At 62.7% G+C, this 26,985-nt stretch carries 4 protein-coding genes and 1 pseudogene; 1 reads left to right on the top strand and 4 read right to left on the bottom strand.

Translation table 11 applies throughout. The annotated features are described in order from the left end of the window. Positions 1 to 2,478, top strand: coding sequence for a TonB-dependent siderophore receptor (locus tag ACYZTR_RS09475; RefSeq protein ID WP_461978296.1), 2,478 nt, complete (start codon positions 1 to 3; stop codon positions 2,476 to 2,478). A gap of 186 nt (positions 2,479 to 2,664) precedes the next feature. Here ACYZTR_RS09475 and ACYZTR_RS09470 read toward each other — a convergent pair. From ACYZTR_RS09470 to ACYZTR_RS09455, 4 genes and pseudogenes are all read right to left on the bottom strand, one after another. Beyond that, positions 2,665 to 2,829: pseudogene (locus ACYZTR_RS09470) on the bottom strand (DUF6124 family protein); the annotation flags it as partial. A gap of 168 nt (positions 2,830 to 2,997) precedes the next feature. After that, complete coding sequence (locus tag ACYZTR_RS09465; RefSeq protein ID WP_461978294.1) at positions 2,998 to 3,954, bottom strand: alpha/beta hydrolase; 957 nt, start codon at positions 3,952 to 3,954, stop codon at positions 2,998 to 3,000. 168 nt (positions 3,955 to 4,122) lie between these two features. After that, positions 4,123 to 15,885: a non-ribosomal peptide synthase/polyketide synthase gene (locus ACYZTR_RS09460; protein WP_461978292.1), complete on the bottom strand. Its 11,763-nt coding sequence runs from the start codon at positions 15,883 to 15,885 to the stop codon at positions 4,123 to 4,125. Continuing rightward, positions 15,885 to 26,891: an amino acid adenylation domain-containing protein gene (locus tag ACYZTR_RS09455; RefSeq protein WP_461978290.1), complete on the bottom strand. Its 11,007-nt coding sequence runs from the start codon at positions 26,889 to 26,891 to the stop codon at positions 15,885 to 15,887. The genes ACYZTR_RS09460 and ACYZTR_RS09455 overlap by 1 nt, the downstream gene beginning before the upstream one ends. Positions 26,892 to 26,985: the final 94 nt, after the last annotated feature.

Here is a 26,985-nt window from a genome sequence, read left to right as displayed (position 1 = left end):
ATGCGACCTCAACCATGCCGCACACCTCTCGCGCTGGCCGTACAGCGCCCGACTTTGCATCGCACCCTGTTCACTAGCGTACTGCTGACCGCCACCTTGCTGGGGAGCTCGATGGCCAATGCTGCACCTGTGAAAGTGAACATTGCAGGTCAATCGCTTTCCAACGCGCTGACCGAGCTGGGCATGCAGACCAATCTGCAGATCCTCTACAGCCCGGACCAGGTTGCAGGTATCAAGTCCCGCGCGGTGTCCGGTTCGCTGGAACCGTCCGACGCCCTGAAGTCCATGCTGCAAGGCACCGGCATCTCGTTCCAGATCAACGGCAACAGCGTCACCCTGGTGTCCGGCGGTTCCTCGAGCCTGCAACTGGGCGCGACCACCATTTCCGGCCAGGCCCTGGGCCTGACCACCGAAGACACCGGTTCCTACACCACCGGCGCGACCACCACCGCGACCAAGCTGCCGCTGACCCTGCGTGAAACGCCGCAATCGGTAACCGTGGTGACGCGTCAGCAAATGGATGATCGCGGCGTCACCAGCGTCGCCGACGCGTTGCGCAACACCCCCGGCGTTACGACACAGAAGTACGACAGTGACCGAACCGAGTTTTCCGCCCGTGGCTTTGCCATCACCAACTTTCAGTACGATGGCGTCAACCAGCCTTACGACGGTGTGTACGGTGAAAACCCGAACAACAGCGACGACGCGGCCAGCCTCGATCGCGTCGAAGTCATCAAAGGTGCTACCGGCCTGATGACCGGCTCGGGCGACCCGTCCGCCACCGTCAACCTGGTGCGCAAGAAGCCGACCAAGGAATTCAAGGCGTCGGTCAGCGCCACCGCGGGTTCCTGGGACAACTACCGCACCGAAGGCGACATCTCCGGTTCGCTGAACGATTCCGGCAGCGTGCGCGGCCGCTTTGTGGGCGCCTACCAGGACAAAGATTCGTACATCGATCACTACAGCCAGAAAAAAGACATCTACTACGGCATCCTTGAAGCCGACCTGACGGACGACACCCTGCTGACTTTTGGCGTCGACAAGTCCAGTGCAACGCCGCGCGGCAGTTCCTGGACCGGTAACGCACCGTACTTCACCGATGGCAGCCGCACCGATTTCTCCCGCAGTTTCAACCCGGGTGCCGACTGGAGCCGTCGTGATTTCGACAGCGTCACCTACTTCTCGTCGTTGGAACAAGCGCTGGCCAATGACTGGAAATTCAAGGCCAGCTTCGACCAGAAAACCACCGATCACGATACCCAACTGGCCTCGGCCAGCGGTGGTTCCGCGGACCGCGCCACTGGCGAAGGTAATTTCCTTTACTGGGGTCGCTGGGAAGGCCATCGCGTGCAGAACACGGCTGACGTGAACGTCTCCGGACCGTTCTCCCTGGGCGGTCGCGAGCACGAACTGGTGGCCGGCTTCATGGCGTCCCACTCACGCCAGACCGGCTCGACCTACGACACCAGCGCTTTCGAACTGGTGCCGGGCAGCATCTATGACTGGAACGGTAGCCTGCCGAAACAGGAATTCCCGAAAAACGGCAAATACGAACGCACCCAGAGCCAGAACGGACTTTACCTGGCCACGCGCCTGCGTCCGACCGACGACCTGTCGTTCATCCTCGGCAGCCGTCTGAGCACCTTCAAGTACAACGAAGATTACTCCTACTATCCGGGCGGTACCCTGAGCGACACTCACGCCAGCTACAAGGAGCATGGCGTCGTCACGCCTTACGCCGGTGTGGTCTATGACCTGAACGATGTGTACTCGGTCTACGCCAGCTACACCAAGATCTACCAGCCTCAGATCAACAAGGACATCAACGGTGCGACCCTGGCACCGGTCGAAGGCGACAGCTACGAAACCGGCCTGAAAGCGGCCTACTTCGAAGGAAAGCTGAACGCCAGCCTGGCATTCTTCCGCATTGAGCAGGATAACGTCGCTCAATCGGTCGGCACCAATGAGGTCACCGGCGATGGAGTTTTCAAAGCCACCGATGGCGCCACCACCAATGGTGTGGAACTGGAACTGGCCGGCGAACTGGCTCAGGACTGGAACGTGTCTGCCGGCTACACCTACGCCCGCACCCGTGACAAGGACGAACAACGCATCTTCGGTTTCCCGCTGGCCTCCAGCAAACCGGAGCACGTGGTGCGTACGTTCACCACCTACCGTCTGCCCGGCGCACTGGACCAGGTCACCGTCGGTGGCGGCATCAGCTGGCAGAGCGCTTTTTACGGCCAGAGCTACAGCCCCAACGTGGGCGGTGGCGAGGGCGGCAGCACCCTGCTCAAGCAAGGTGGCTACACCCTCGTGGACCTGATGACCCGTTATCAGTACGACGAACACCTGAGCTTCACCGCCAATGCCTACAACGTCTTTGATAAGAAGTACATGTCGGGCCTGGGCAACTTCGGCACCACGTTCTACGGCGAGCCACGCAACCTGCAGCTCACTGCGAAGTATGATTTCTGAGTCGCTGAGCTGAAATGAAAAATGCCCGCATCGTGAGATACGGGCATTTTTTATGGCTACTCCATGATCGTTCCCACGCTCCGCGTGGGAATGCATCCCGTGACGCTCTGCGTCACCTTCAGAAGCGGAACGCGGAGCGTCCCTGGCGGCATTCCCACGCAGCGCGTCGGAACGATCAGGTGTCAACTATTCAGGTTGATCGAGTCTATCCAGCGCCCGGTTCACCGCCAGCTCGCCCAGCATGATGACTTGCGCAATACCCAGCAGCGGGTTGCGACTCGGCCCATCCATATGGTCCGCCAGGTCCATGGCCATGACATTGGCCGAGGCCAGCGATTCGCACGCATGAAGTGCAGGTGAACCTGACTGAATGACGCTTATACAACCGAGGGTGGGGACTGCGGGCTACTAAACCCGATCACTGACAATCAGTGACGGGAACCAAGTTACCGGCCGGCACACAAAAAAACTGACACCCTCCGATCAAACGACGTTTAACGATCTGAGCCAGACTTCAGATCACAGCCGCGAACGAACCCACCTCGCCACTTCCGCGTGAACCCCTTCCACCTCGCTCAACAACCCACCCATGCGCAAAAAGTCATGGGTCATGCCCGGCTGCTCCAACAACGTCACCTCATTCCCCGCAGCACGTAACAAATCGGCGTACGCCAACCCTTCGTCATGCAACGGATCATGCCCGGCCAAATACACCAACGCCGGCGCCACACCGGACAGATCCGCCGCCAGCAACGGCGAACAACGCCAATCCGCCAGATCCTCTGGCGTGCGCGCGTAATGCCCGTAGAACCAGTCCAGCGTCGGCGTCTCCAGCAAATAACCCTCGGCGAAATCCCGATGCGACGCTCGTTTCGTCGTGGCATCCGTCACCGGGTAAACCAGCACTTGTGCCTTCGGCTTCAATGCCAGCTCTTGAGGTTCACACACGGCCATGATCGACAACACCGTCGCCAGCGTCGCACCCACGCTGTCACCGGCCACGGTCACCCGCGTCGCGTCCAAGCCATGCGCCGCGCCTTCGCGAACCAGCCAGTTACCCGCATCGCAGGCATCCTGCACCGGCGTCGGGAAACGCCATTCCGGCGCCAGGCGATAATCCACCGTCAACAACGCAAAACCACCCTGTGCCGCCAATCGCCGGCACAGCGCATCATGGGAATCGAGGCTGCCGACCACATACCCGCCGCCATGGAAATACAACACCACCGGCTGCAACCCGTCGACAGCGTGCCCATCGCGATACACCCTTGCCGACAGGCTGTGGTCGTCACGCGCAGCAATCCTGAAGTCTTCGCAGGAAACGCTGTCCAGCGGCACATCGAGAAACCCGGAGGACGCTTCAAAATCGATCCGCGCCTGTTGCGGCGACAGTTCATGCATCGCACGACTTTTGCCGGTCATCCGGCCGAACTCGGCGAGTTCTAAAAATGCTTCAAGTTCTGGCAAAACAGCCATGGGACGAATCCTTCACACAAATAGGTAAATAACCGGGCAAGACACAATCTTGAAACCAGCGAGAACCCTGTGGCGAGGGAGCTTGCTCCCGCTGGGCTGCGAAGCGGCCCCAAAAAGAGGGACTGCTGCGCACTCCAGCGGGAGCAAGCTCCCTCGCCACAATTGTTTTTATGCAGTGACCATGCGGCGCTCCAACAGGTCTTCAAGCTCATCGAGCAACTCGTCACCGCGCAGCAACTCGTAGTGCCCGCCTGCCAACAAACGATCAATGCCGTGGCTACCAACCTGAGCCTCGAACACTCGACGTTCGTCGTCGCGCTCGGCCACCCACCAGCGATGCGCCGTCACCTGAATCGCCGGCAGTTGCCGATGCGCCAGCGCCAATTGCTTGAGCCGTGAACCGGTGGCGAAGATCTGCGTGAGTTCTCCCGCACCCAACGCGGCGTGACCATTGGAACCGTGCATGGCCGCCTCAATCACCGCGATTGCACCCTCGCGCTCATTCACGCCAGCGGCTTTCAGCGCAATCAGTGACTGAGCCTCACCCGCCGGCAGGCCCAGCACAAACGTCAGGAAGCCTCCCAGGTCCTCGCGCCAGTCCCCCGCTTCTGCAGTGCCGGCCACGTAACTGTCGACCAGCCCGGCAAACACCACCGTTTCACCCTGGGTTTCCAGTTCGTGAGCGACCAGTTGCGTCAACGCGCCGCCCAAGGACCAGCCCAGCAAGTAATACGGCCCCTTGGCCTGCTGACCAAGAATCCGTTGCGCGTAGGCTTGAGCCATCGCCAGAAGCGACTCGTCCTGCCAGTGCGGGTCGAGCAGCATGCGGCATTGCAGGCCGTACACCGTGCGCCGTCCTTCCAGTCGGCGAGCCAGCGGTTCGTAGTCGAACACCGTGCCAAAACCGGCGTGCAGGCAGAACAGCGCCGGCACGTTGGGGATTCGCGCATTCAGCGCCAGCAACGGGTCCGGCGCCTTGGCCGGCTCGGCAGCCTGATAGCCACCGAGTTCGGCGATGCAGGGTTTCTGCATCAAATCCCGCAGCTTCAATTCGAAGCCCAGCTGCGGCTGACTGCGCACCCGCGAGATGACTTTGAGCACCTGCAACGAGTCGCCGCCCAGTTCGAAGAAGTTGTCGTCGATGCCCACTTGCGGCACGCCGAGTACCTCTTGCCAGATCGCCGTCAATGCCGTTTCCAGCGCATTGCGCGGTGCGCGATAACCACCGAGCGCCCATTCCGGCATAGGCAGTGCGCGACGGTCGAGCTTGCCGTTGGCCGACAGCGGGAAGCGTTCCAGCACTATGATTCGCGCCGGCACCATGTAGTCCGGCAGCTGCGCTTGCAGTTCAGCCTTCAAGCGGCGATCAAGGCCTACAGCGCCGGCAGCCACCACGTAACCGACCAATTGCTTGCCAGTCGGCGTTTCGTGCACCCCCACGGCGGCATCCTGCACCCCGGCGCAGGCGCGCAGACGGGCTTCGATTTCGCCCAGTTCGATGCGGAAACCACGGATCTTCACTTGCTGGTCAAGCCGCCCCAAATAGTCGATCAACCCGCACTCGCGCTGGCGCACCAGATCGCCGGTGCGGTACATGCGGCCGCCGGCCTCGAACGGATCGGGGATGAAACGCTCGGCGCTCATGCCGGGACGCTGGTGATAACCGCGCGCCAGGCATTCGCCACCCAAGTACAACTCGCCGCTGACACCGACCGGCAACGGATTGAGGTCGGCGTCGAGTACATAGAGCCCACGTCCGGCCACACCACGACCAATAGGCGCATAGGCCGCGTCGCAGGTTTCGCTGACCTCGGCACGCCACAGCAGCGGCGTGACCACGGTTTCGGTCGGGCCATAACCGTTGACCAGACGCTGCGGACGCAGAGCCCGTTTGACCTGTTCGAAACTGGCCTCCGGCACCGCATCACCGCCAAAACAATACACTTCGACCGTTGGTGGATTGCCCAGGCGTTCGGCCACTTCGGCCATCTGTTGCAGATACGCCGGCGGGAAGCAGGCCACGGTGACGCCGTGACGCTGCAGCACGTCCAGGGTTTGCTCCGGCGTCCACACACTGTCATCGCGGATCACCAGACTGCCACCGGCCAACAGCACACTCAGCCAACGCTCCTGAGCGCCGTCAAAAGCGAACGACATGAAGTGCAACTCACGGCTGCGCGGTGCCAGTTCGTAGAGCTCGATGATGCCGCGGCAATGCCGGGCAATCGGTCCACGCGCTACCGCCACGCCTTTGGGCTGGCCGGTGGAACCGGAGGTGTAAATCAGATACGCCAAGTGCCCCGGCAGCGGTTGGGAAACCGGGCATTCGGTGCTACCGGAAATGGACAGTTGATCGAGCAACAAGCGCGGCGGGCTATCAGCCAGCGTCAACCGTTCACCCAAGTCGCTGTCGCAGAGCAGCAGACTGGCGGCCGAATCGCTGAGCATGTAGGCCAGTCGCTCGGCCGGGTAGGCCAGGTCAAGCGGCAGATAAGCCGCCCCGGCCTTGAGCACCGCGAGGAACGCGACGATGGTGCGCTCGGAACGCGGCAACGCCACCGCCACCAGACTTTCCGGGCCAATACCGCGGCCGATCAATTGCTGCGCCAACCCATTGGCCTGCGCCTCAAGTTCGGCATAACCGACTTCCCGATCCTCGCAGATCAGGGCGATTTTCTGCGGATGAATGCGCACATGTTGATTGAAGGCGTGCAGCAAATCGGCGTTGTCGACGGACACCTGCGGCAGACTGATCAGCGATTCGGGCAAGCCAATGTTGCCAAGCAACCGCGTGGCATCCTCAGGCAACGCACGCAGCAACCCTTCGAGCTGCGCACGAATCCGCTGCACTTCCAGTTCGCTGAAGCGATCACGCAGGAACAGGTATTCGACCTCCAGGCCTTCCTCGTTGGCGCTGACCATCAAGTCCATCGGAAAGTTGGTCACCCCGCCGCTGCCGACGTCGGCAAAGCGCAGCTCACCTTCCTCGCCCCCTTTCAAGGCCCGATCCACCGGATGGTTTTCAAACACGATGATGCTGTCGAACAAGCCCTGGCCACCCTGCCCAGCCCAGCGCTGAATGTCCGACAACGGCGTGTGCTCGTAGTCGCGGACCATCAGGTTGTAATCTTGCAACGCGCGCAACCACTCGCCCAACGGCTGCTGCGGATCGAGGGTCTGGATCACCGGCAACGTGTTGATGAACAGGCCGAGCATGTCCTGCGCACCGGCAAGTCCCGTCGGACGCCCCGCCACCGTGGCACCGAACGCGACGCTGCGTTGGCCGCTGTGACGTTGCAGCAACAAGAGCCAGGCACCTTGCACCAGCGTGTTGAGGGTCACGCGCTGACGCTTGGCGAAGCTGTGCAGTTTGCGCGTCGCCTCGGCATCGAGGTTGCTGTACATCACGCCATGACCTACACCCGCGGCACCCGATGCCTTGGCCAGAATGGTCGGCGCTTCGAGCAACGCCAGGCGCTCACGCCAGAAACCTTCTGCCTGCGCACCGTCCTGACGTTGCAGCCAGGCAATGTAGTCAGCGTATCGACCAGTCAGGGTCGGCAGACTGTCGTGGTGGTACAGGCGCAACATGTCGCCTAACAGCCGCGAGGCACTCCAGCCGTCCAGCAGCAGGTGATGGTAAATCCAGATCATCTGGTAACGGTCATCGCCCAGACGCACCAGGATGAAACGCATCAACGGCGGGCAACTCAGGTCGAAGCCCTTGGCCTGTTCCGCCGCCGCCAGTTCACTCAACGCTTGTTCGGTGTCGGTGCGGTCGCGCCAGTCGAACTCTTCGATCGGCAACTCAACGTCGGCGAGCACCGCTTGCAGCGGATCGGCCAGACCATCGCGCCAGCGGAACGCCGCGCGCAGCACTTCATGACGTTCGACCAGCGTCTGCCAGGCCGCGCGGAAACGCGGCACCTGCAAGCCGTCCACTGCCACGCTCAACTGGTTGACGTAAGGGTTCAGCTCCGGCGAATCAAGGCAATGGAACAGCATGCCTTGCTGCATCGGCGACAGCGGATACAGATCTTGCAGACCCTCGCGGGCGGCCACATCGATGTGCGGCACCAGCGAAAAAGCCTCGACTGTCGGCGCTTCGATCAACGCCGCTTCACGGCTGCTGGCGACGGCGGCCAGAGCCCGAATCGTCTGCTGCTCGAACAGTTGCTTCGGACTGAACACCAGCCCGCGTTGCCCGGCACGACTCACCGCTTGCAGGGAAATGATCGAGTCACCGCCCAGTTCGAAGAAGTTCTCGGTGACGCCCACCGAGTCCAGCCCTAACAGCGCTTGCCAGATCTCCACCAGCAACACTTCGGCCGGCGACGCAGCGGCCACTTGATCGTGGTTCTGACGCGACGCTTCGGGCGCCGGCAGGCCCTGACGGTCAAGCTTGCCGTTTGGCGTCAGTGGCAACGCGGCCAGGCACATCAAGTGCGCCGGCAGCATGTGCGCCGGCAGACGGCTGCGCAGGTGCACCGTCAGTGCTTCACGCAAATCCTGTTCATCGGCGAGCGGATCGCGCGGCACCACGTAACCGACCAACTGGCGGCTCACCGGGCCTTCGCGATCGATCACGAACGCTTCACGCACACCTTCGTGTTCAAGCAGGCAGGCTTCGATTTCGCCGAGTTCGATACGGAACCCGCGAATCTTCACTTGCTGGTCGATGCGGCCGAGGTATTCAACAACGCCATCGGCACGGAACCGCGCGAGGTCGCCACTGCGGTACAAACGGGCGCCCGGCACGAACGGATCCGGCACGAAGCGTTCAGCGGTCAGGTCCGGACGTTGATGATAACCACGTGCGACACCCTCGCCGCCCAGGTACAGCTCGCCCGCGACGCCAACCGGCACCGGCTGCAAGCCGCCATCCAGAATATAGGCGCTGCGGTTACCGACCGGCCGGCCAATCGGCATGAACGCCGAGGCGAATTCAGTATCGGGATACGCCAGCCAGATCAGCGGCGTGATCACCGTTTCGGTCGGGCCGTAGCCGTTGATCAGGCGCTTCGGTTGCAGCACCTGCTGGACTTCATCGAACGCGTGCTTGGCCATGCCTTCCCCGCACGGGGTGTAGGAACGGATCGGCAGATCACGCCCCGCTTCGCCCATGAAATCGGCGATCTGCAGCAGGTAACTTGGGGTGAAGCAGGCGATGGTGATGCCGTGCTTTTCGATCTCGGCGCAGGTGCGCTCCACGCTCCACAACTCGTCGTCGCGCGGCATCACCGCCGAACCGAACACCAGCGGTGTCAGCCAACGTTCGTGAGCGCCGTCAAAACTGATCGAGGCGAATTGCAACTCGCGGTCGTCCGGGGTCATGCCATACAACTCGCCGATCGACAGGCAATGCATGGCCAACGGACCGTGGGCCACGCTGACGCCTTTTGGCCGCCCGGTGGAGCCTGAGGTGTAAATCAGGTACGCGAGGTTTTCGCCGCAGGTCAGGTTGACCGGGTTGGTGTCGGCCATGAACGCCAGCGGTTCGCGGTCGATTTCCAGCACCGACAGGCCTTGCGGCAAGGGCAGTTTTTCTCGCAGCCACGATTGGCTGATCAGCAGCGAAATGCCGCTGTCTTCCATCAGATAGCGCAGGCGCTCGGCCGGGTATGCCGGGTCCAGCGGCACGTAGGCTCCGCCGGCCTTGAGAATCGCCAGCAGGCCAATGATCATCGCAGGCGTTCGTTGCATCGCCAGGCCAACCCGCACTTCCGGGCCGATGCCCAGTGCGCGCAGACGATGGGCCAATTGGTTGGCGCGACGGTTGAGTTGGTCGAAGCTCAATTCCAGGTCATTGAAGATCAGCGCGGTGGCGTCCGGCCGGATGACGGCCTGAGCCTCGATCAACTGATGCACGCAGAGCGGGTTTTCCGTCGCGGTGAACGCTGGATTCCACTCCACCAACTGCTGTGCTCGCTCTGGCGCGGCCAGCAGGTCCAGCTCACTCAATGCAGCGTGTGGCGCGGCAACCATCGCCGCCAGCAGCGCGGCCAGATGCTCGCTCATGCGGGCAATCGCTTCGCTGCTGAAGTGCGCGCACTGGTAGCTCCAGTTCAGGCTGAGCTGACTTTCGGCGGTGGCCGCCAGCGTCAGCGGGAAGTTGGTGCGTTCATGGTTCTGCGGGATCGAGAAACTCAGACCGGCCGGCGCACCCTGTTGCAACGCTTCGGCGACCGGGAAGTTTTCGAACACCAACAGGCTGTCGAACAACGGTTCACCGGCACGCCCGGCCCAACGCTGAATATCGCCGAGGGCGGTGAATTCATGCTCTCGCAGTTCCAGGTTTTGCGCCTGCAAGCGGTTCAGCCACTGGCCGACGCTTTCGACCGCGTCCGGCGTGCTGATCACCGGCAAGGTATTGATGAACAGGCCGAGCTGGCTTTCGGCACCCGGCAAGTCCACTGGACGCCCCGCCACCGTGGCGCCGAACACCACGCTGCGTTGACCGCTGTAGCGTTGCAGCAAGAGTGCCCAGGCACCTTGGACCAAGGTGTTGAGCGTGACTTTTTGCTGACGGGCAAACTCGCTGAAGCGCTTGCTCGTGGCGACATCGAAGGTCTGGCGATGGTCGGCGAACGCTGACGTCGCCTGCTGTTTGAGGTCGACATGCGCCAGGCTCTGCGCCAGCAGGGTCGGGTTGTCGAGGGTCGCCAGTTGCTCGCGCCAGAAGAGCTCGTCGGCGTGGGCATCCTGACGTTGCAACCAGCCGATGTAGTCGGCGAAGCGTCCGGTCGGTGCCTGCACTTCCTGCCCGGCATAACGCTGCAAGACTTCACTCAACAGCAGCGAATGACTCCAGCCATCGAGCAACAGGTGATGGTGGGTGTAGATCAGTTGCTGACGCTCATTGTCCAGACGCACCAAGGTCAAACGCATCAACGGCGCCTGGGTCGAATCGAGTTGCAGGCGCTCACTGTCGATCAGTTGTGCCAGCGCGTCGGCCTGATCGATGCGGGCGCGCCAATCGAGGCAGGTCAGCGGCAATTGCAGATGACGATGCACCAGTTGCACCGGCGCTTCGAAACCGTCGGGAAAATGGAAGCTGCTGCGCAGAATTGGATGGGTGTCGAGCACCGCTTGCCAGGCGCGGCCCAAACGCTCGGCGTCGAGCCCGCGAGCTTCGACGCTGAGCTGGTTCACGTACGCGCCGGAATCGGATTCGTACACGCTATGGAACAGCAAACCGGCCTGCATCGGCGACAGCGGATACAGGTCCTCGATCTGCGCTGGCGGCACCGGCAGGCCGTCGAGTTGCGCCTGGGTCAGGCGCGCCAACGGGAAGTCCGCCGGGGTCACGCCGCCTGCGCCATCGCTCAGGCAATGGGCGATCAGCGCCAGCAACTCGCTGCGGAATTGCGCGGCCAGCGCTTCGATCTCAAGCGGGTCAAAGCATTCGCGGCTGAAGGTCCAGTCGAGTTTCAGTTCACCGCCATACACCTGACCGTCCACCGACAGCCAGTTTGGCAACGGCGCGTCAGCCGATTGCGCGGCGCCACTGGATTCGCGAGCCGGGGAGAACAGTGCGTCTTCGGCGAAGCTCTGGTCGAACTGACCGAGATAGTTGAACGTCACGCGCGCTTGCGGCAGCGCGGCCAACGCCGCTTGGGTCGCGGCATCGCCCATGTAACGCAACAGGCCGTAGCCCATGCCTTTGCCGGGGATTTCGCGCAGTTGTTGCTTGATCGCCTTGATCGAACCCGCAAGGTCGACGGTCGGCGTCAGGCGAACCGGGAACAGGCTGGAGAACCAGCCAACGGTGCGGGTCAGGTCGATGTCGTCGAACAGCGCTTCGCGGCCATGGCCTTCGAGCTGAATCAACGCCGAGGCCTGGCCGGTCCAGCGGCTGAGGGTTCGGGCCAGCGCGGTCAGCAGCAGGTCGTTGACCTGCGTGCGGTAGATCGCTGGCGCCTGTTGCAACAACTGGCGGGTCTGTTCGCGGTCCAGACCGATGCTGACGCCCTGGCGAAGATGCCCGGCCTGACTGGCCCCGGTATTTGCCGCTGGCAACGAATCATTCGCGACGCTCAGTTGCGCTTGCCACCAGCCCAGCTCACTGGCGGCGGCATCGGAGCGCGCATACGCGTCGAGCTTATCGGCCCAGGCCTGGAAGGCGCTGGTCTTCGGCGGCAAGTCTTGCCCTTGGTAAGCGGCCTGCAAATCTTCCAGCAACACCCGCCAGGACACACCGTCCACCGCCAGGTGATGGATCACCAGCAGCAAACGCTGCGAGCCATCGACCTGGGCGATCAACGCCACGCGCAACAGCGGACCGTCTTGCAAACTAAGGCTGCGTTGCGCTTCATCGCACACCGCTTCCAGCGATGCATCACTGGCCACGCGGGCGGTCCAGAGCATGTCGATGACCTCGCAGCTGTCGGCCCCGACATAGCGCGCCGACCATTGGCCGTCGACCTGACTGAAGCGCAAACGCAGCGCATCGTGCTGCTTGAGCAGGCGTTGCAGCGCGGCATGCAAGCGGGGCAATTCGAGGGTTTCGCGCGGCACCAGCAGCACCGCCTGGTTCCAGTGAGCGCGTTGCGGGATCGGTTCGTCGAAGAACCAGCGCTGAATCGGCGTGAGTTTTTGCACACCGTCCACCGGCCCTTGTTGCGCCAGCGGTGCCGCCTGCTCTTTGACCACAGCGGCCAACGCTTGCAAGGTTTGCTGCTGGAACAGGTCACGCGGCTGCAAGCTCAGACCGGCCCGACGAGCGCGGCTGACCACCTGAATCGAAATGATCGAGTCGCCGCCCAGTTCGAAGAAGTTGTCCTGACGCCCGACTTGCTCCACGCCCAACACGTCTTGCCAGATCTGCGCCAGCACCTGCTCATGTTCGCTGCGTGGCGCTTCGAACGCACGCTGGCTGACTTGCGCAGTCGGCGCCGGCAGGCGTTTACGGTCGAGCTTGCCGTTGGGACTCAGCGGCATCTGCTCGATCAGCACGGTCTGCGCCGGCACCATGTAATCCGGCAGGCTGGCAAGCAAATGGCTTTTCAGGGTTTCGCGCCACGCGCCTTGTTGCTCTGCATCGACGCTGACCAATGCGCGATCCTGCGGCACGATGTACGCGACCAATTGCTTGCCGCTCGGTCCGTCGAGGGCCAACACCACGGCTTCCTGAACGTCGGCATGCTCTTGCAGACGCGCTTCGATTTCGCCCAGTTCGATGCGCAAACCGCGAATCTTCACTTGATGGTCGATGCGCCCGCAGTAGTCGATGGCGCCGTCAGCGCGATAACGCGCCAGGTCACCGGTGCGGTACAGACGCTCGCCGCTGCCGAACGGGTCGACCACAAAGCGCTCAGCGGTCAGCGCGCCACGGCGATGGTAACCGCGGGCGAGGCCGACGCCGCCGAGGTACAACTCGCCCACCGCACCGAGTGGCAACGGCTGCAGTTCGCTGTCGAGGATGCAGGTGCGCAGGTTGGCAATCGGGCGGCCGATCGGCACGCTGTCGCGGCCCTCTTCCACGCAGGTCCAATGGGTCACGTCGATGGCTGCTTCGGTCGGGCCATACAGGTTGCAGAGATTGGCTTGCGGCAGGCTGCGCAGGGTCTGGCGTTGCAGTTCCATCGGCAGCGCTTCGCCACTGCAGATGATCCGTTGCAGCGAGGTGCAGGCCAACGCCTCGTCGGCATCGATGAAGGCCGAGAGCATCGACGGCACAAAGTGCAGCGTGGTGATCGCCTGCTCGACGATCAACGCGGCGAGGCGTTGCGGATCGCGATGCTCGCCCGGCGCGGCGATCACCAGGGTGGCGCCCTTCATCAGCGGCCAGAAAAACTCCCACACCGACACGTCGAAACTGAACGGCGTTTTTTGCAGCACGCGGTCGCTCGGCAACAGGTTGTAGGCTTCCTGCATCCACTCCAGACGGTTATGCAGCGCTACATGGCGGTTGCCCGCGCCTTTGGGTCTGCCGGTGGAACCGGAGGTGTAAATCACATAGGCGAGGTTTTCCGCGACAGCGAGGTTGCTCAGGTCAGTGCCCGGTAGATCGCTCAGCCAATCGGCCTCGACGTGCAGGCACAGGGTGCGCACGTTGTCCGGGGTCGGCAGTTGCGCCAGCAAATGTTCCTGGGTCAGCAACAGCGAAATGCCGCTGTCCTCGATCATGTAGCTCAGACGATCGAGCGGGTACTCCGGGTCCAGTGGCACATAAGCGCCACCGGCCTTGAGGATCGCCAGCAGGCCGACGACCATCTCAAACGAGCGGTCGCAGGCAATCCCCACCAGCACTTCCGGGCCGATACCTTGGGCGCGCAAGTGATGGGCCAAACGGTTGGCGCGCCGGTTCAGTTCGGCGTAACTCAGGCGCTGGCCCTGGAGCACCAGCGCCGTCGCTTCACCGTCTTCAGCCACGCGCGCTTCGAAATGCCGCTGCACGCAGACTTCACCCGGATAGTTCTGCGCGGTGTCGTTGAGGTCATCAAGAATGCGCAGACGCTCGTCGGCATCCAGCAGTGGCAACTCGGCGAGCGGGCATTGCGGATTCGCCAGCACACCAGCCAACAAATTCCTCCAATGACGCGCTAAATGCTCGATGCGCTCGGCGTCGAACAGATCGGTGGCATACGTCAGGCTGGCGAACAGCTTGTCGCCCTTTTCCTGAGTGTCCAGTTGCAGGTCGAATTGCGTGGTGTGCGCCGTCGCGTTCAGTGCTTCGACGCGCAGGCCGGCGAGCAAGCCGCTGACCGCCGCCGGTTTGGCTTGCTGGTGGTTGAACATCACCTGGAACAGCGGACTGTGGCTGACGCTGCGTTCACCTTGCAGTGCCTGCACCAGCCGCTCGAACGGCAAGTCTTGATAAGCCTGGGCATCCAGCGAAGCGGCACGGGTCTGGTCGAGTAACTGGCTGAACGGCAGCCGTCCATCGAGCTCTGCGCGCATCACTTGAGTGTTGACGAAGAAACCGATCAAGCCACGGGTTTGCGCACGGTTACGGTTGGCAATCGGCACGCCAACGCGCAAATCGGACTGACCACTGTAGCGATAGAGCAAAGCCTGGAAGCTCGCCAGCAACAGCATGAACGGCGTGACGCCGCGTTGTTTGGCTAGGCTCATCAGGCCGCTGGCCAGGGTCGCGTCGAGGGCGAAATCCAGACGCGCACCGCGCTGACTCGGTTGCGCCGGACGCGGGCGGTCAGTCGGCAATTCCAGCAGCGGTTGTTCGCTGCCCAGCGTTTCACGCCACCAGTTGAGTTGACGTTCCAGCTCGCCCGCTTCCATCCAGCGGCGTTGCCACATCGCGTAGTCGGAATACTGAATCGGCAGCGCTTCCAGCGCAGCGTTCTGCCCTTGGCCATACGCGGCGTAGAGTCGGGAAAATTCATCCACCAACACGCCCATCGACCAGCCATCGGTGACGATGTGGTGCAGGGTCAACAACAGCACATGGTCTTCGGCCTCCAGTTGCAACAGGCTGACCCGCAACAGCGGACCGTGCTGAAGATCGAACGGCCGGGCAATCTCCTGCTCGACGCTTTTCATCGCCAGATCGAGGCGCTGTTCCTGAGGTTCGGCGCGCAGGTCGATCTGTGCGATCGGCAGCGACGTGAACTCGGCCAGTGTCTGCACCACCCGACCGTCGTCTTCGACGAAACGGCTGCGCAGGCTCTGATGCCGCTCCAGCAGTACGTCGAAACTCTGCTGCAACGCCGCGACATTTAGTGGCCCGTGCAAACGCAATGCGGCCGGAATGTTGTACGCCGAGCTCTGCGGATCAAGCTGCCAGAGGAACCATTGGCGCTGCTGCGCGTACGACAGTTCAAAGGTCGTTTGCGGCTCGGCAGCCGGCGGAATCGGCAGTTGCCCGAAGCTCACGCCCTGCTCTTGCATGCGTTGCAGAAACTCGCGGCGCTTGTCAGCAGGCAGGCCGGCGAAGCGAGTGGCGATACGCTGGGCAGTCGTGTGTTCCATCAGTTGATCTCCATCTCGTCGAGAAACGACTCAAGCGCATCAAGACGTGCATCGTTGTCAGCCGGGGCGTGTTGCCCGGCCATGGCGGCATAAGCCTGCAGGTCGGTGGATTCGAACAGCGCGCGCAGCGGCAGCTCGATGCCCAGTTCCAGTTCCACACGGGCACTGGCCTGGGCGGCGAGCAGCGAATGCCCGCCCAATTCAAAGAAGTTGTCGCGCCGACCAATGTGCGCCACGCCCAGCACGCTGGCCCAGATGTCTGCCAGTTGCCGTTCGAGATCGCCTTCGGGGGCCTCGAAAGGTCGCTGCCATTCCTCGGCATCCGGCACCGGCAAGGCCTTGCGGTCGAGCTTGCCGTTACCGGTCAGCGGCAAGGCATCGAGCAGCAACCAGTGGCTCGGCACCATGTAATCCGGCAGATCCACTTTGAGCGCGGCGCGCAAGTTGTCGCGCCAGGCGATCGGGTCGTGCGGGGTTTGTTCGGCGACCACGTAGGCGCACAGCTGCGGGCCGCCGTCGCCTGCATGCACGCTCAGTACCGCTTGGCGCACGCCCGGTTGGGCCAGCAATGCAGCTTCGATTTCCCCGAGTTCAATGCGCAAGCCTCGGATCTTCACTTGCTGGTCAATCCGCCCGAGGTAATCAATGCTGCCGTCGGCACGCTGACGCGCCAGGTCGCCGCTGCGATAGAGGCGCTGCGAAGCCTCGAACGGGCTCGGCACAAAGCGCTCGGCCGTCAGGCCGAAACGACCGTGATAACCGCGCGCCAGACCGGCGCCGGCGATGTACAGCTCGCCCGCCACACCCACCGGCACCGGTTGCAACTGGCTGTCGAGCAAGTACCAGCGCAGGTCGCGAATCGGCAGGCCAATCGGGCTTTGGGCCTTGCCATCGAGGTCGGCCAAACGGATGGCGCGGTAGGTCACGTGCACCGTGGTTTCGGTGATGCCGTACATGTTGACCAAGGTTGGCTGACGGTCGCCGAAGCGTTCGAACCATGGGCGCAGGCTCGCGACTTCCAGGGCTTCGCCGCCGAAAATCACCTGACGCAACGCCAGGTTTCGCTCGCTGGCGCAGGCGATCGGCAACAGTTGACGGAACGCGGTCGGCGTCTGGTTCAACACCGTCACGCCCTCATCACAGAGCAAGCGGTGAAACGCTTGCGGCTCGCGGCTGATGTAATACGGCACGATCACCAGACGCCCGCCGGTGCACAGCGAACCAAACAGCTCCCACACCGAGAAGTCGAAGGCGTAGGAATGGAACAGCGTCCAGACATCGTCCGGGCCGAAATTGAACGCGTCAGCGGTGGCGGTGAGCAAGCGCCCGACGTTGCCATGGCTGAGCAAAGCGCCTTTTGGCCGGCCGGTGGAGCCGGAGGTGTAGATCACGTAGGCGAGGTTTTCCGCGGACGCCAGCGCTGGCAAGTTGTCGGTGCTGTAGTCGTCCAGTTGCAACGACTCCAGGCTCAACACCTGCACACCGTCGCGGGACGGCAAACCGTTGATCAGGTGTTGCTGGGTCAGCAGCAGCGTGATGCTGCTGTCTTCGATCATGTAGCTCAAGCGCTCGGCCGGGTAGTGCGGGTCGAGCGGCACGTAGGCACCGCCGGCCTTGAGAATCGCCAGCAAGCCAACCACCAGCGGCATCGCCCGCTCGGTGGCAATGCCGACCCGCACCTCTGGACCGACGCCCTGCTCGCGCAGTTTGCGCGCCAGTCGATTGGCCTGGGCATTGAGCGCGGCGTAGGTCAGTTGCTCGCCTTCGTAGACCAGGGCGATTGCGTTCGGCCGCTCGGCAGCCTGGGCTTCGAACACGTGGTGCAAGGTTGGCGATAGCGGTTGCGCCTGGAACGTTGGGTTCCAGTGCTGCACCAAAGCATCCCGTTGCAAACGGTCAATTATTGGCAGTTGCGCCACCCGCTGCTGCGGATCCGCGACCACCGCTCGCAGCAGGTTCAGCCACTGCTCGGCGAGGCGGTTCATCGACGCCTCATCGTACACATCCGTGGCGTAGGTCAGGCTGGCATCCAGCGCTTCGCCCTGCTCTTGAGTGTCGAGCACCAGATCGAATTGCGTGGTGTATTGCTGCCAGTGCAGACGCTCGACCTGCAAGTCGGCGAGGTTGCGCTCGACGCTCGCGCCCAACTGCTGTTGATGGTTGTAGAGCACCTGGAACAATGGGCTGTGATTGAGGCTGCGGTCGGGCTGCAGGGCGTCGACCAGCTGCTCGAACGGCACGTCCTGATTGGCCTGCGCGCCAAGTGCTACCTGTTTAACCTGTTGCAGCAAGGTGCTGAACGTCTGCTGCCCGTCGATCTCGGCACGCAGCACTTGGGTGTTGATGAAGAAGCCGATCAGGCCTTCGGTTTCGAGGCGCGAACGACCGCCGCTCGGCACGCCGACGCTGATGCTCGACTGCCCGCTCTGGCGATGCAGCAAAGTCTGGAAACTCGCCAGCAACAGCATGAACAACGTCACCTGTTGTTCCTGGGCGCGTTGACGCAAACCCGCGAGCAACTCGCGATCAACGTTCAGTGCCAGGCTGGCACCGCGCTCAGTGCGACGGGCCGGACGGGTCAGTTCACTTGGCAACTCAAGCGGTGCCTGGCTGCCCGCCAGTTGCTCGCTCCACCACGTCAGTTGGCGTGCGCCCTCGCCGGCCTCCAGCCAATCGCGCTGCCAACGGGCGTAGTCGCTGTAGTTCACCGGCAGACTGGATAGGTTTGCCGCATGCCCTTCGACGGCGGCCTGATACAGCGCGCTGAACTCATCGACCATGACCTGCATCGACCAGCCATCGGCGGCGATGTGGTGCACGGTCAGCACCAGCACGTGTTCGTCGGTGTTCACTTGCAGCAGCAACACGCGCCACAGCGGACCGTTGCGCAGGTCGAACGGCCGGGCGATTTCTTCGGCGACGGCACTGTCGATCGAGGACTGATCGAGTGTGCGTTCATCCAGTTGCAGCGCCAGGTTATCGTGCAGCACCGGACGTGTCTGTTGACCATCCTGTTCAAAGGTCGTGCGCAGGGTTTGGTGACGGGCCTGCAATTGCGCAAAGGCTTCGCGCAGGGCGTCGCGGTTCAGCGAGCCTTTGAGGCGCAGCGCAGCGGGAATGTTGTAGGCCGAGCTCTGTGGATCCAGTTGCCAGAGAATCCATTGGCGCTGTTGGGCGTACGAAAGGATCTGCGGCTGATCGGCCGTTGCACGTTGCAGGACCGGTTGGCCGCTGGTGTTCGCCAGTGCGGCACGCTCGGCAAATTCCCCCAGATTGGCGGCAGAGAACAGGCTGCTCACGGACAGTTCTAGCTGCAGTTGCTGACGCACACGGGAGATCACTTGAAGCACCCGCAACGAGTGCCCGCCCAACCCGAAGAAGTTGTCGTCGCGGCCCACGCGCTCGACCTGCAACACCGCTTGCCAGATCAACGCCAGTTGCGCTTCAAGGCCCTCGGTCGGCGCCACGAATTCACGTTGAGCATCGGCAGCTTCAGCACGCGGCAAGGCTTTGCGGTCGAGCTTGCCGTTGCTGTTAAGCGGCAATTGGGCCAGCAGGATCAGGTGGCTAGGCACCATGTATTCCGGCAACGTCTGACGCAGAACGGCCTTGAGTGCATCCACATAGTCAGCCTGAGACGCCGCAGCGCTGTGGATAAGTGTGTCGTCGCTGGCCACGATGTACGCCACCAGTTGCGTGCCGTCCTGAGCGATCACGGCCGCTTCGCGCACCTGATCCCGTGCTTGCAGGCACGCTTCGATCTCTCCCATTTCAATGCGGAAACCGCGAATTTTCACTTGATGGTCAATGCGGCCGACGTATTCCAGATTCCCTTCAGCGTTGTAACGCGCCAGGTCACCGCTGCGGTACAAACGCGCACCCGGCTCACGGGCAAACGGGTCCGGCAGGAAACGTTCGGCGGTCAGCGCCGGGCGGTCAAAGTAGCTTTGAGCGAGACAGGCCGGGGCGCCGATGCACAGTTCGCCGACACCACCGTTTGGCAACAATTGACCGGCTGAGTCCAGCACGTACAGCGCTCGACCCGCGATGGCTCGACCGATCGGGATGCCAAACGCGTCGCTGGCATCGATCAGTCGGCATTCATGAACGCTGGACACCACCGTCGCCTCGGTCGGGCCGTAGGTGTTGAGCAAACGCACATGGCTTAAATCGGCCTGGTGCCACAAGCGCAGACCTTCGACCGACATGGCTTCACCGCCAACGTGAACCTGGCGCAAATCACCCAGGTTGCGCACCACACCGCTCGCACATTCGCGGGCCAGCAAGTACCAGTAAGCGGCCGGCAAGTCCGCCACGGTCACACCCTGCTGGACGATTTCGGCGGCGAGTCGGCCGGCATCCCACACGTCATCGCCACGCATGATCAACGCCGCGCCGACGCACAGCGCCGGGTAGCACTGCTCGACGAAGCCATCGAAGCTGAAGGTCGCGAACTGCAACACGCGGTCGGACGCCGACAGCACCGAATAGTCGGCGGCGGTCTGGCAGAACTCGCGCAGCGCGGCATGGGCGATGGCCACGCCTTTGGGTTGGCCGGTGGAACCGGAGGTGTAGATGATGTAGGCCAGATCGCCGGCGACCGCATGGTTTGGCGGATTGCTGTCGGGGTAGTCGGTGCTGTCTTCAAGGCTGAGACGTCGCACGCCGGGCACATCTTCCAGCAGACCGGACTCGCACAGCAGCACGTTGAGACGGCTGTCATCGATCATGTACGCCAGGCGTTCGGTCGGGTATTTCGGGTCCAAAGGCACATAGGCCGCGCCGGCTTTGAGCACCGCCAGCAGGCTGACGATCAGTTGCGGACCGCGACGCAGCGCCAGACCGACTCGCGAGCCTGGACCGACACTGTTATCGATCAGGCGATGGGCCAGACGGTTAGCCTGGACATTCAACTGGCCGTAGCTCAACGACTGACCGCCCACCTGCAACGCCATCGCGTCTGGGGTAGCGGCGGCCTGAGCCGCGATTTGTTCGTGCACCAAAAGTGTTGTGGATAACTCAACTGCAACCGGTTGGCTGACAGCGAGCACCGCATTTTTTCCGGCCTCATCGAGTAACTCCAGCGCGCCGAGTGCCGCGTCCGGCAGCGCCACCCATTGCGCCAGCAGGTGCTGCAGATTGGCCGACAACTCAGCGACCTGAGCGGCACTGAACCGCGTCGTGTCGTAGCTGAAGTCCAGGCTTAGGCTTTCGCCCAGTTCGATGCCCAGCGTCAGCGGATAGTGCGTGCGCTCGTGGTTGTGCAGATTGCCGAACGACAGCCCGGCCGGCGCGCCCTGTTTCAGCGCTTCGGCCACCGGGAAGTTTTCGAACACCAGCAGGCTGTCGAACAGCGCCGAACCCTGCTGCCCCGCCCAGCCCTGAATGTCGTAAAGCGGCACATGCTCAAACTCGCGCATGGCCAGGTTCAGCCCTTGCAGCTCGCTCAACCATTGGCTGACGGTCAAGTCCGGCTTCATCGTGCACACCAGCGGCAGCGTGTTGATGAACAGCCCGAGCTGCTCTTCGATCCCCGGCAGCGGCGCGGATCGACCGGCTACCGTGGCACCGAAGACCACGCAGTCCTGGCCGGTGTAGCGTAGCAGCAACAGGCTCCAGGCCGCTTGCAGCAAGGTGTTGAGGGTGACTTTCTGCTGACGGGCAAACTCGGCCAGACGCTGGGTCGCGCGGCTGTCGAGTGCTACGCGATACTCCTCGCTGCCTTCGGCACCGACCGGCGGCCGCAACGCTTCGGCCAGCAGCGTGGGTGCTTGCAGCGGTGACAATGCGGTTCTCCAGAACTGCTCGCCAGCGACGGCGGATTGCTGCTGCAACCACCCCAGATAATCGCGGTATTGTCCGATCGGCGCCGGCAGCGACTGCCCGGCGGCGTAGTGCTGGATCACTTCGGCGAGCAACTGCGCGTTGCTCCAGCCGTCCATCAAAATATGATGGCTGGTGTAGATCAGGTGCCAGTCATTGACGCCCGTGCGGACCAGCTTCAAACGGAACAGCGGTGCGCTGCCCAACTCGAAACCCTGGGTGCGTTCGGCGTCCGCGAGCGCATCGGTGTCGGTCGCTTCAAGCACTTCGAACGGCAGCGCCACCTGGCGGACAATCGCCTGATGCGCGGTGTCGAGACCCTGCCAGTGGAAACTGCTGCGCAAAATGTCGTGACGCTCCAGCGCGGTTTGCCAGGCCTGAGCGAATCGCACTGGATCGAGGCCCTGGATGTCCAGGCACAGCTGACTGATGTAGGCGCCGACTTCGGGTTCGTACAACGTGTGGAACAGCATGCCCTGCTGCATCGGCGACAGTGGATAAAGGTCTTCGAGGGTCGAGATGGCGACCGGCAATGCATCGAGTTGCACCTGACTGATGCGCGACAATGGGAAGTCCGACGGTGTGGCCTGGGTTACCTCAAGCGTGCAGCAATGCTCGATCAGCGCGTTGAGTTCCAGTGCGTAATCGTCCACCAGACGCTGGATGGTTGCGCTGTCGAACATCTCACGGCTGAAGCCCCAGCTCAGCGACAACTCGCCGCCGTAGACCTGGCCTTCGACCGTCAGCCAGTTGCCCAATGGCGCCCTGGGGTCCTGAGCCAATCCGTTACCTTCGGTGGACGGCACGAACATCGCGCCGTCGTCGAACTGACGATCGAACTGCCCCAGGTAGTTGAAGGTGATGCGCGGTTGCGGCAACGCCGCCAGTTCAGCGCGCATCGCCGGGGTGCCGAGGTAACGCAATACGCCATAGCCGAGACCTTTGTCCGGCACCGCGCGCAGTTGTTCTTTAATGGTTTTGATCGACGCGCCGAGAGCGCTGGACGGCATCAGGTTGACCGGGAACAGGCTGGTGAACCAGCCGACGGTGCGGGTCAGGTCGATGTCCTCGAACAGGTCTTCGCGGCCATGGCCTTCGAGCTGGATCAGCGTGCTGCCCTGCCCGCTCCAGCGGCAAACCGTTCGCGCCAGGGCAGTCAGCAACAGGTCGTTGACCTGCGTGCGATAGGCCGCCGGGGCCTGTTGCAGCAGTTTGCGGGTTTGCTCGGCGTCGAGTTTGAGTTCGAATTTCTGCTCGAAGCGGTTTTCCAGCGCGCCGGCTGGGCGCTCGCACGGCAGATCGTTCGGCGCGTCACGCAGTGACGCCTGCCAGTGACCGAGACTGTTTTCAAAGGCTGGAAGATGATCTTGCAGACGGGCGACCCAGCGTTGATAGGTGCTGGTTTTCGCCAACGAAACAGGGCTGCCGCTGTAGAACTGCTGAAGATCTTCCAGCAGCACGCGCCAGGAAACACCGTCCACCACCAAGTGATGAATGACCAGCAGCAAACGTTGCGAGCCGTCGGCCATCGCCACCAGCAGTGCGCGCAACAACGGGCCGTTCTGCAGATCGAGACTGCGCTGGGCTTCGTCGCACAGGGCGTTGAGTGCTTCGACCGATTGCGCCTGTCGCAGCCACAACACCGACTCAGTGGTTGGTGCGCAATAGGTTTGCTGCCAGCCGTTTTCGGTCTGTTCGTAACGCAGACGCACACTGTCGTGATGAGTCAGCAATTGCTCTAAAGCACGCTCCAGCGCCTCCTCGCTCAACGCCTCACGCGGCATCAGCAGCAGCGACTGGTTCCAGTGCTGACGCTCAGGAATGGCTTGGTCGAAGAACCACTGTTGCACCGGCGCCAACCCCACCGCGCCAGCCGCCGGGCCTTGTTCGATCAATTGTTGCTCGCCGCTGCGGGCGGCCTGGGACAGGCTGCGGACGGTCTGGTGCTGGAACAGATCTTTGGGGCTCAACACGATCCCGGCCTGACGCGCACGGCTGACCACTTGCATGGAAACGATGGAGTCGCCGCCCAGTTCGAAGAAGTTATCTTCAAGACCGACGTTGTCGATGGCCAGCACGGCCTGCCAAATCGCCGCGAGGGATTTTTCCATCGCAGTGCGCGGCGCGACGTGTTCGCGTTGTTGCTCGGAGCCGTCAATCGCCGGCAAAGCCTTGCGGTCGAGTTTGCCGTTGGGGGTCAGCGGCAGCTGTTCGAGGAACAGCAGAAACGCCGGGACCATGTAGTCCGGCAAATGTTGGCGCAGTGCAGCTTTCAGGGTTTCACGCAGGGTCGCTTGAGCGTCGATATCGCCCAGCAACGCCAGATCGGTCGGCACGATGTAGGCGACCAGTTGCTGACCGTTGACGCCGTCCTGCGCCAGCACCGCCGACTCACACACGGCGTCCTGCTGCAACAGCCGGGCTTCGATTTCGCCGAGTTCGATTCGGAAACCGCGAACCTTGACCTGATGGTCGATGCGACCGACGTATTGCAGCGTGCCGTCGGCCTGATAACGGGTCAGGTCGCCGGTGCGGTACAGGCGCTCGCCGTTGCTGGAAAACGGGTTTGGCACATACTTTTCGGCGGTCATGCCCGGTCGCGCCAGGTAACCGCGGGTGATGCCGGCACCGGCCAGGTACAGCTCGGCGGACACGCCTTGAGGTACCGGTTGCAGGTCGGCGTCCAGCAAGTAGCTGGCGGTGTGCTTGAGTGGTCGGCCGATATTTGCGCGGCCACCGGCCTCGCGACGGGTCCAGGTTGAGTAAGTGGTGTCTTCCGACGGGCCGTACAAATCGTAGACGTGTTCGACGGTCGGCTGCTGATACAACGCGTCCGCCAGGCTCTGCTTCAGTGGCTCGCCGGCGAGGTTGATGATGCGCACGCTCGGCGGGATCTGCCCGTCGCGTTGCAACGCATTGATCGCCGACGGCACGGTGTTGATCAGGCGCACCTGATCCCGGGCCGGCAGTTGCGGCAATTCCAGGGCATTGCGGGCGATGATCACCGAACCGCCGTTGGCCAACGTGACAAACAGCTCCCACACCGACAGGTCGAAGCACACTGACGTCGAGGCCAGCACACCTTGAATGTCCTCACGGCTGTAAACCGATGTCGACCAGTCGATCAGCGCCAGCACGTTGCGATGGGCGATGGCCACGCCTTTGGGTTTGCCGGTGGAACCGGAGGTGTAAATGACGTAGGCGAGGTTATCCGGCGTGACGCGGGTCACCGGCGCGCTGCTTGGGTAATCGGCACACTCCATACCCTCCATCAGCAGGACTTGGGTGTCGGCCGCGACGGTCAATGTCGCGGCGACAGCCTGTTCCGTCAGCAGCACCAGGGCGCGGCTGTCTTCAAGCATGTAGGCAACGCGTTCGGCGGGGTAATCCGGGTCCAGCGGCACGTAGGCGCCACCGGTCTTGAGCACGGCCAGCAACGCTACCAGCAAATTTTCGGAACGCGGCATCGCCACGCCAACCCGGATGTCCGGGCCTACGCCCAGCTCGATCAACTTGTGGGCCATACGATTGGCCCGAGTGTCGAGCTCGGCGTAAGTCAGCTGCTTCATGCCGAAGGTCACCGCCAATGCCTCCGGGCTCGCGGCGGCTTGCCGGGCGATCAACTCATGAATGCACAGGTCCTGGGCGAAGCCCTCGTCAGCGCGATTCCAGTCATGCACGATGCGCTGATATTCCGCGCGCTCAAGCAGCGGTAAATCACTGATGCGTTGTTGCGAATCACTGACCATGCCGTGCAGCAAATGGGTCCAGTGCTGCGCCATACGCGCGATGGTCGCAGCGTCGAACAGATCGTTGGCATAGGTCAGCGCGGCGTGCAGCTTGCCGCGCTTCTCATTGGTGTTGAGGTCGTAAGTGTCGAGGGTCAGGTCGAACTGGGTGGTGCGCCCTTCCCACTCGATCACGCCCAGCGCCAGACCGGACGCGGTGCTGACGGTGGAAATGTCCGCAACCTGCGGCTGGTGGTTGTACATCACCTGGAACAGCGGCGTGTGGCTGAGGCTGCGTTCCAGTTTCAGCGCCTCGACCAAACGCTCAAACGGCAAGTCCTGATGGGCCTGAGCACCGAGGGCGGTTTCCTTGATGGCGCGCAGCAAATCGGCGACCCGGGTTTGGCCGTCGAGCTGGGTGCGCAGCACCTGGGTGTTGACGAAGAAGCCGATCAGCCCTTCGATTTCAGCGCGGTTACGGTTGGCGATTGGCACGCCGACGCGGATGTCGGTCTGCCCGGTGTAGCGATGCAGCAGCGCGTTGAACGCGCCGAGCAACAGCATGAACAGGGTGATGTTGTGCTTCTGCGCGGTGGCCCGCAGTTGCTCTGCCAGTGGCGCGTCGATCACGAATTCGTAGCGGGTGCCGCGATAGCTCGGCATGGCCGGACGCGGATGATCGGTGGGCAGTTCCAGCACCGGGTGCTCATCGCCCAGTTGTGCCTGCCAGTAGTCGAGTTGACGCGCCTGCTCGCCGGCCTCCAGCCAACGCCGCTGCCACAACGCGTAGTCGCTGTACTGGATCGGCAATGGCGTGAGTTGCGGTTGCGCGTCTGCCTCGAAGGCGTCGTAGCAGCGGATGAACTCGTCAATCAGCACGTTCATCGACCAGCCGTCGGAAACGATGTGGTGCAGGGTCAGCAGCAGGACGTGTTCCTGCTCGGCGAGTTTGAGCAAGGTGACGCGCAGCAGCGGGCCAGTCGACAGATCGAACGGCAACACTGATTGCTGCTCGGCCGCGCGAACCACTGCCTGCTCGCGCTCAATCGCCGGTAAAACGCTGAAATCCACCTGATCGATCACCAGCGGCGCACTGGCCGGCACTTGCAGCAGGTTGCCGTCGGCCTGACGCTGGAACACCGTGCGCAGGGTTTCGTGGCGCGCCACCAGGCTGGCGAAGGCTTGCTCCAGCGCTGACAGATTCAGCAGCCCGGTCAGACGCACCGCGCCGGGCAGGTTGTAGGCGCCGCTTTGCGGGTCCAGCTGCCAAAGAAACCACATGCGCTGCTGGGCGTATGACACCGCCTGGCGATCGTCGGCTTCAACGCCGGCAGGAATGGGAAACCGGGCGAAATCAACGCCTTCCTTGTGCAAGGCTGCAAGGAACATCTGGCGCTTTTCCAGGGGCAACCCGATAAACCGGCGAGCAAGTTTCAAGGAGTCTTCAGCATTCATTTCTTAGCATCCGGATCGTTGGCAGGAAGCACAAAGGCACGTCGTCCCTATAAAACGAATGCACACCGGAAAAATTAGCGAATGAGAACAAGCA

Source organism: Pseudomonas sp. Hz4 (genome assembly GCF_054898165.1).
The sequence above is the reverse complement of the archived record's forward strand: the minus strand, read 5'-3'. Positions and strand labels throughout refer to the sequence as shown.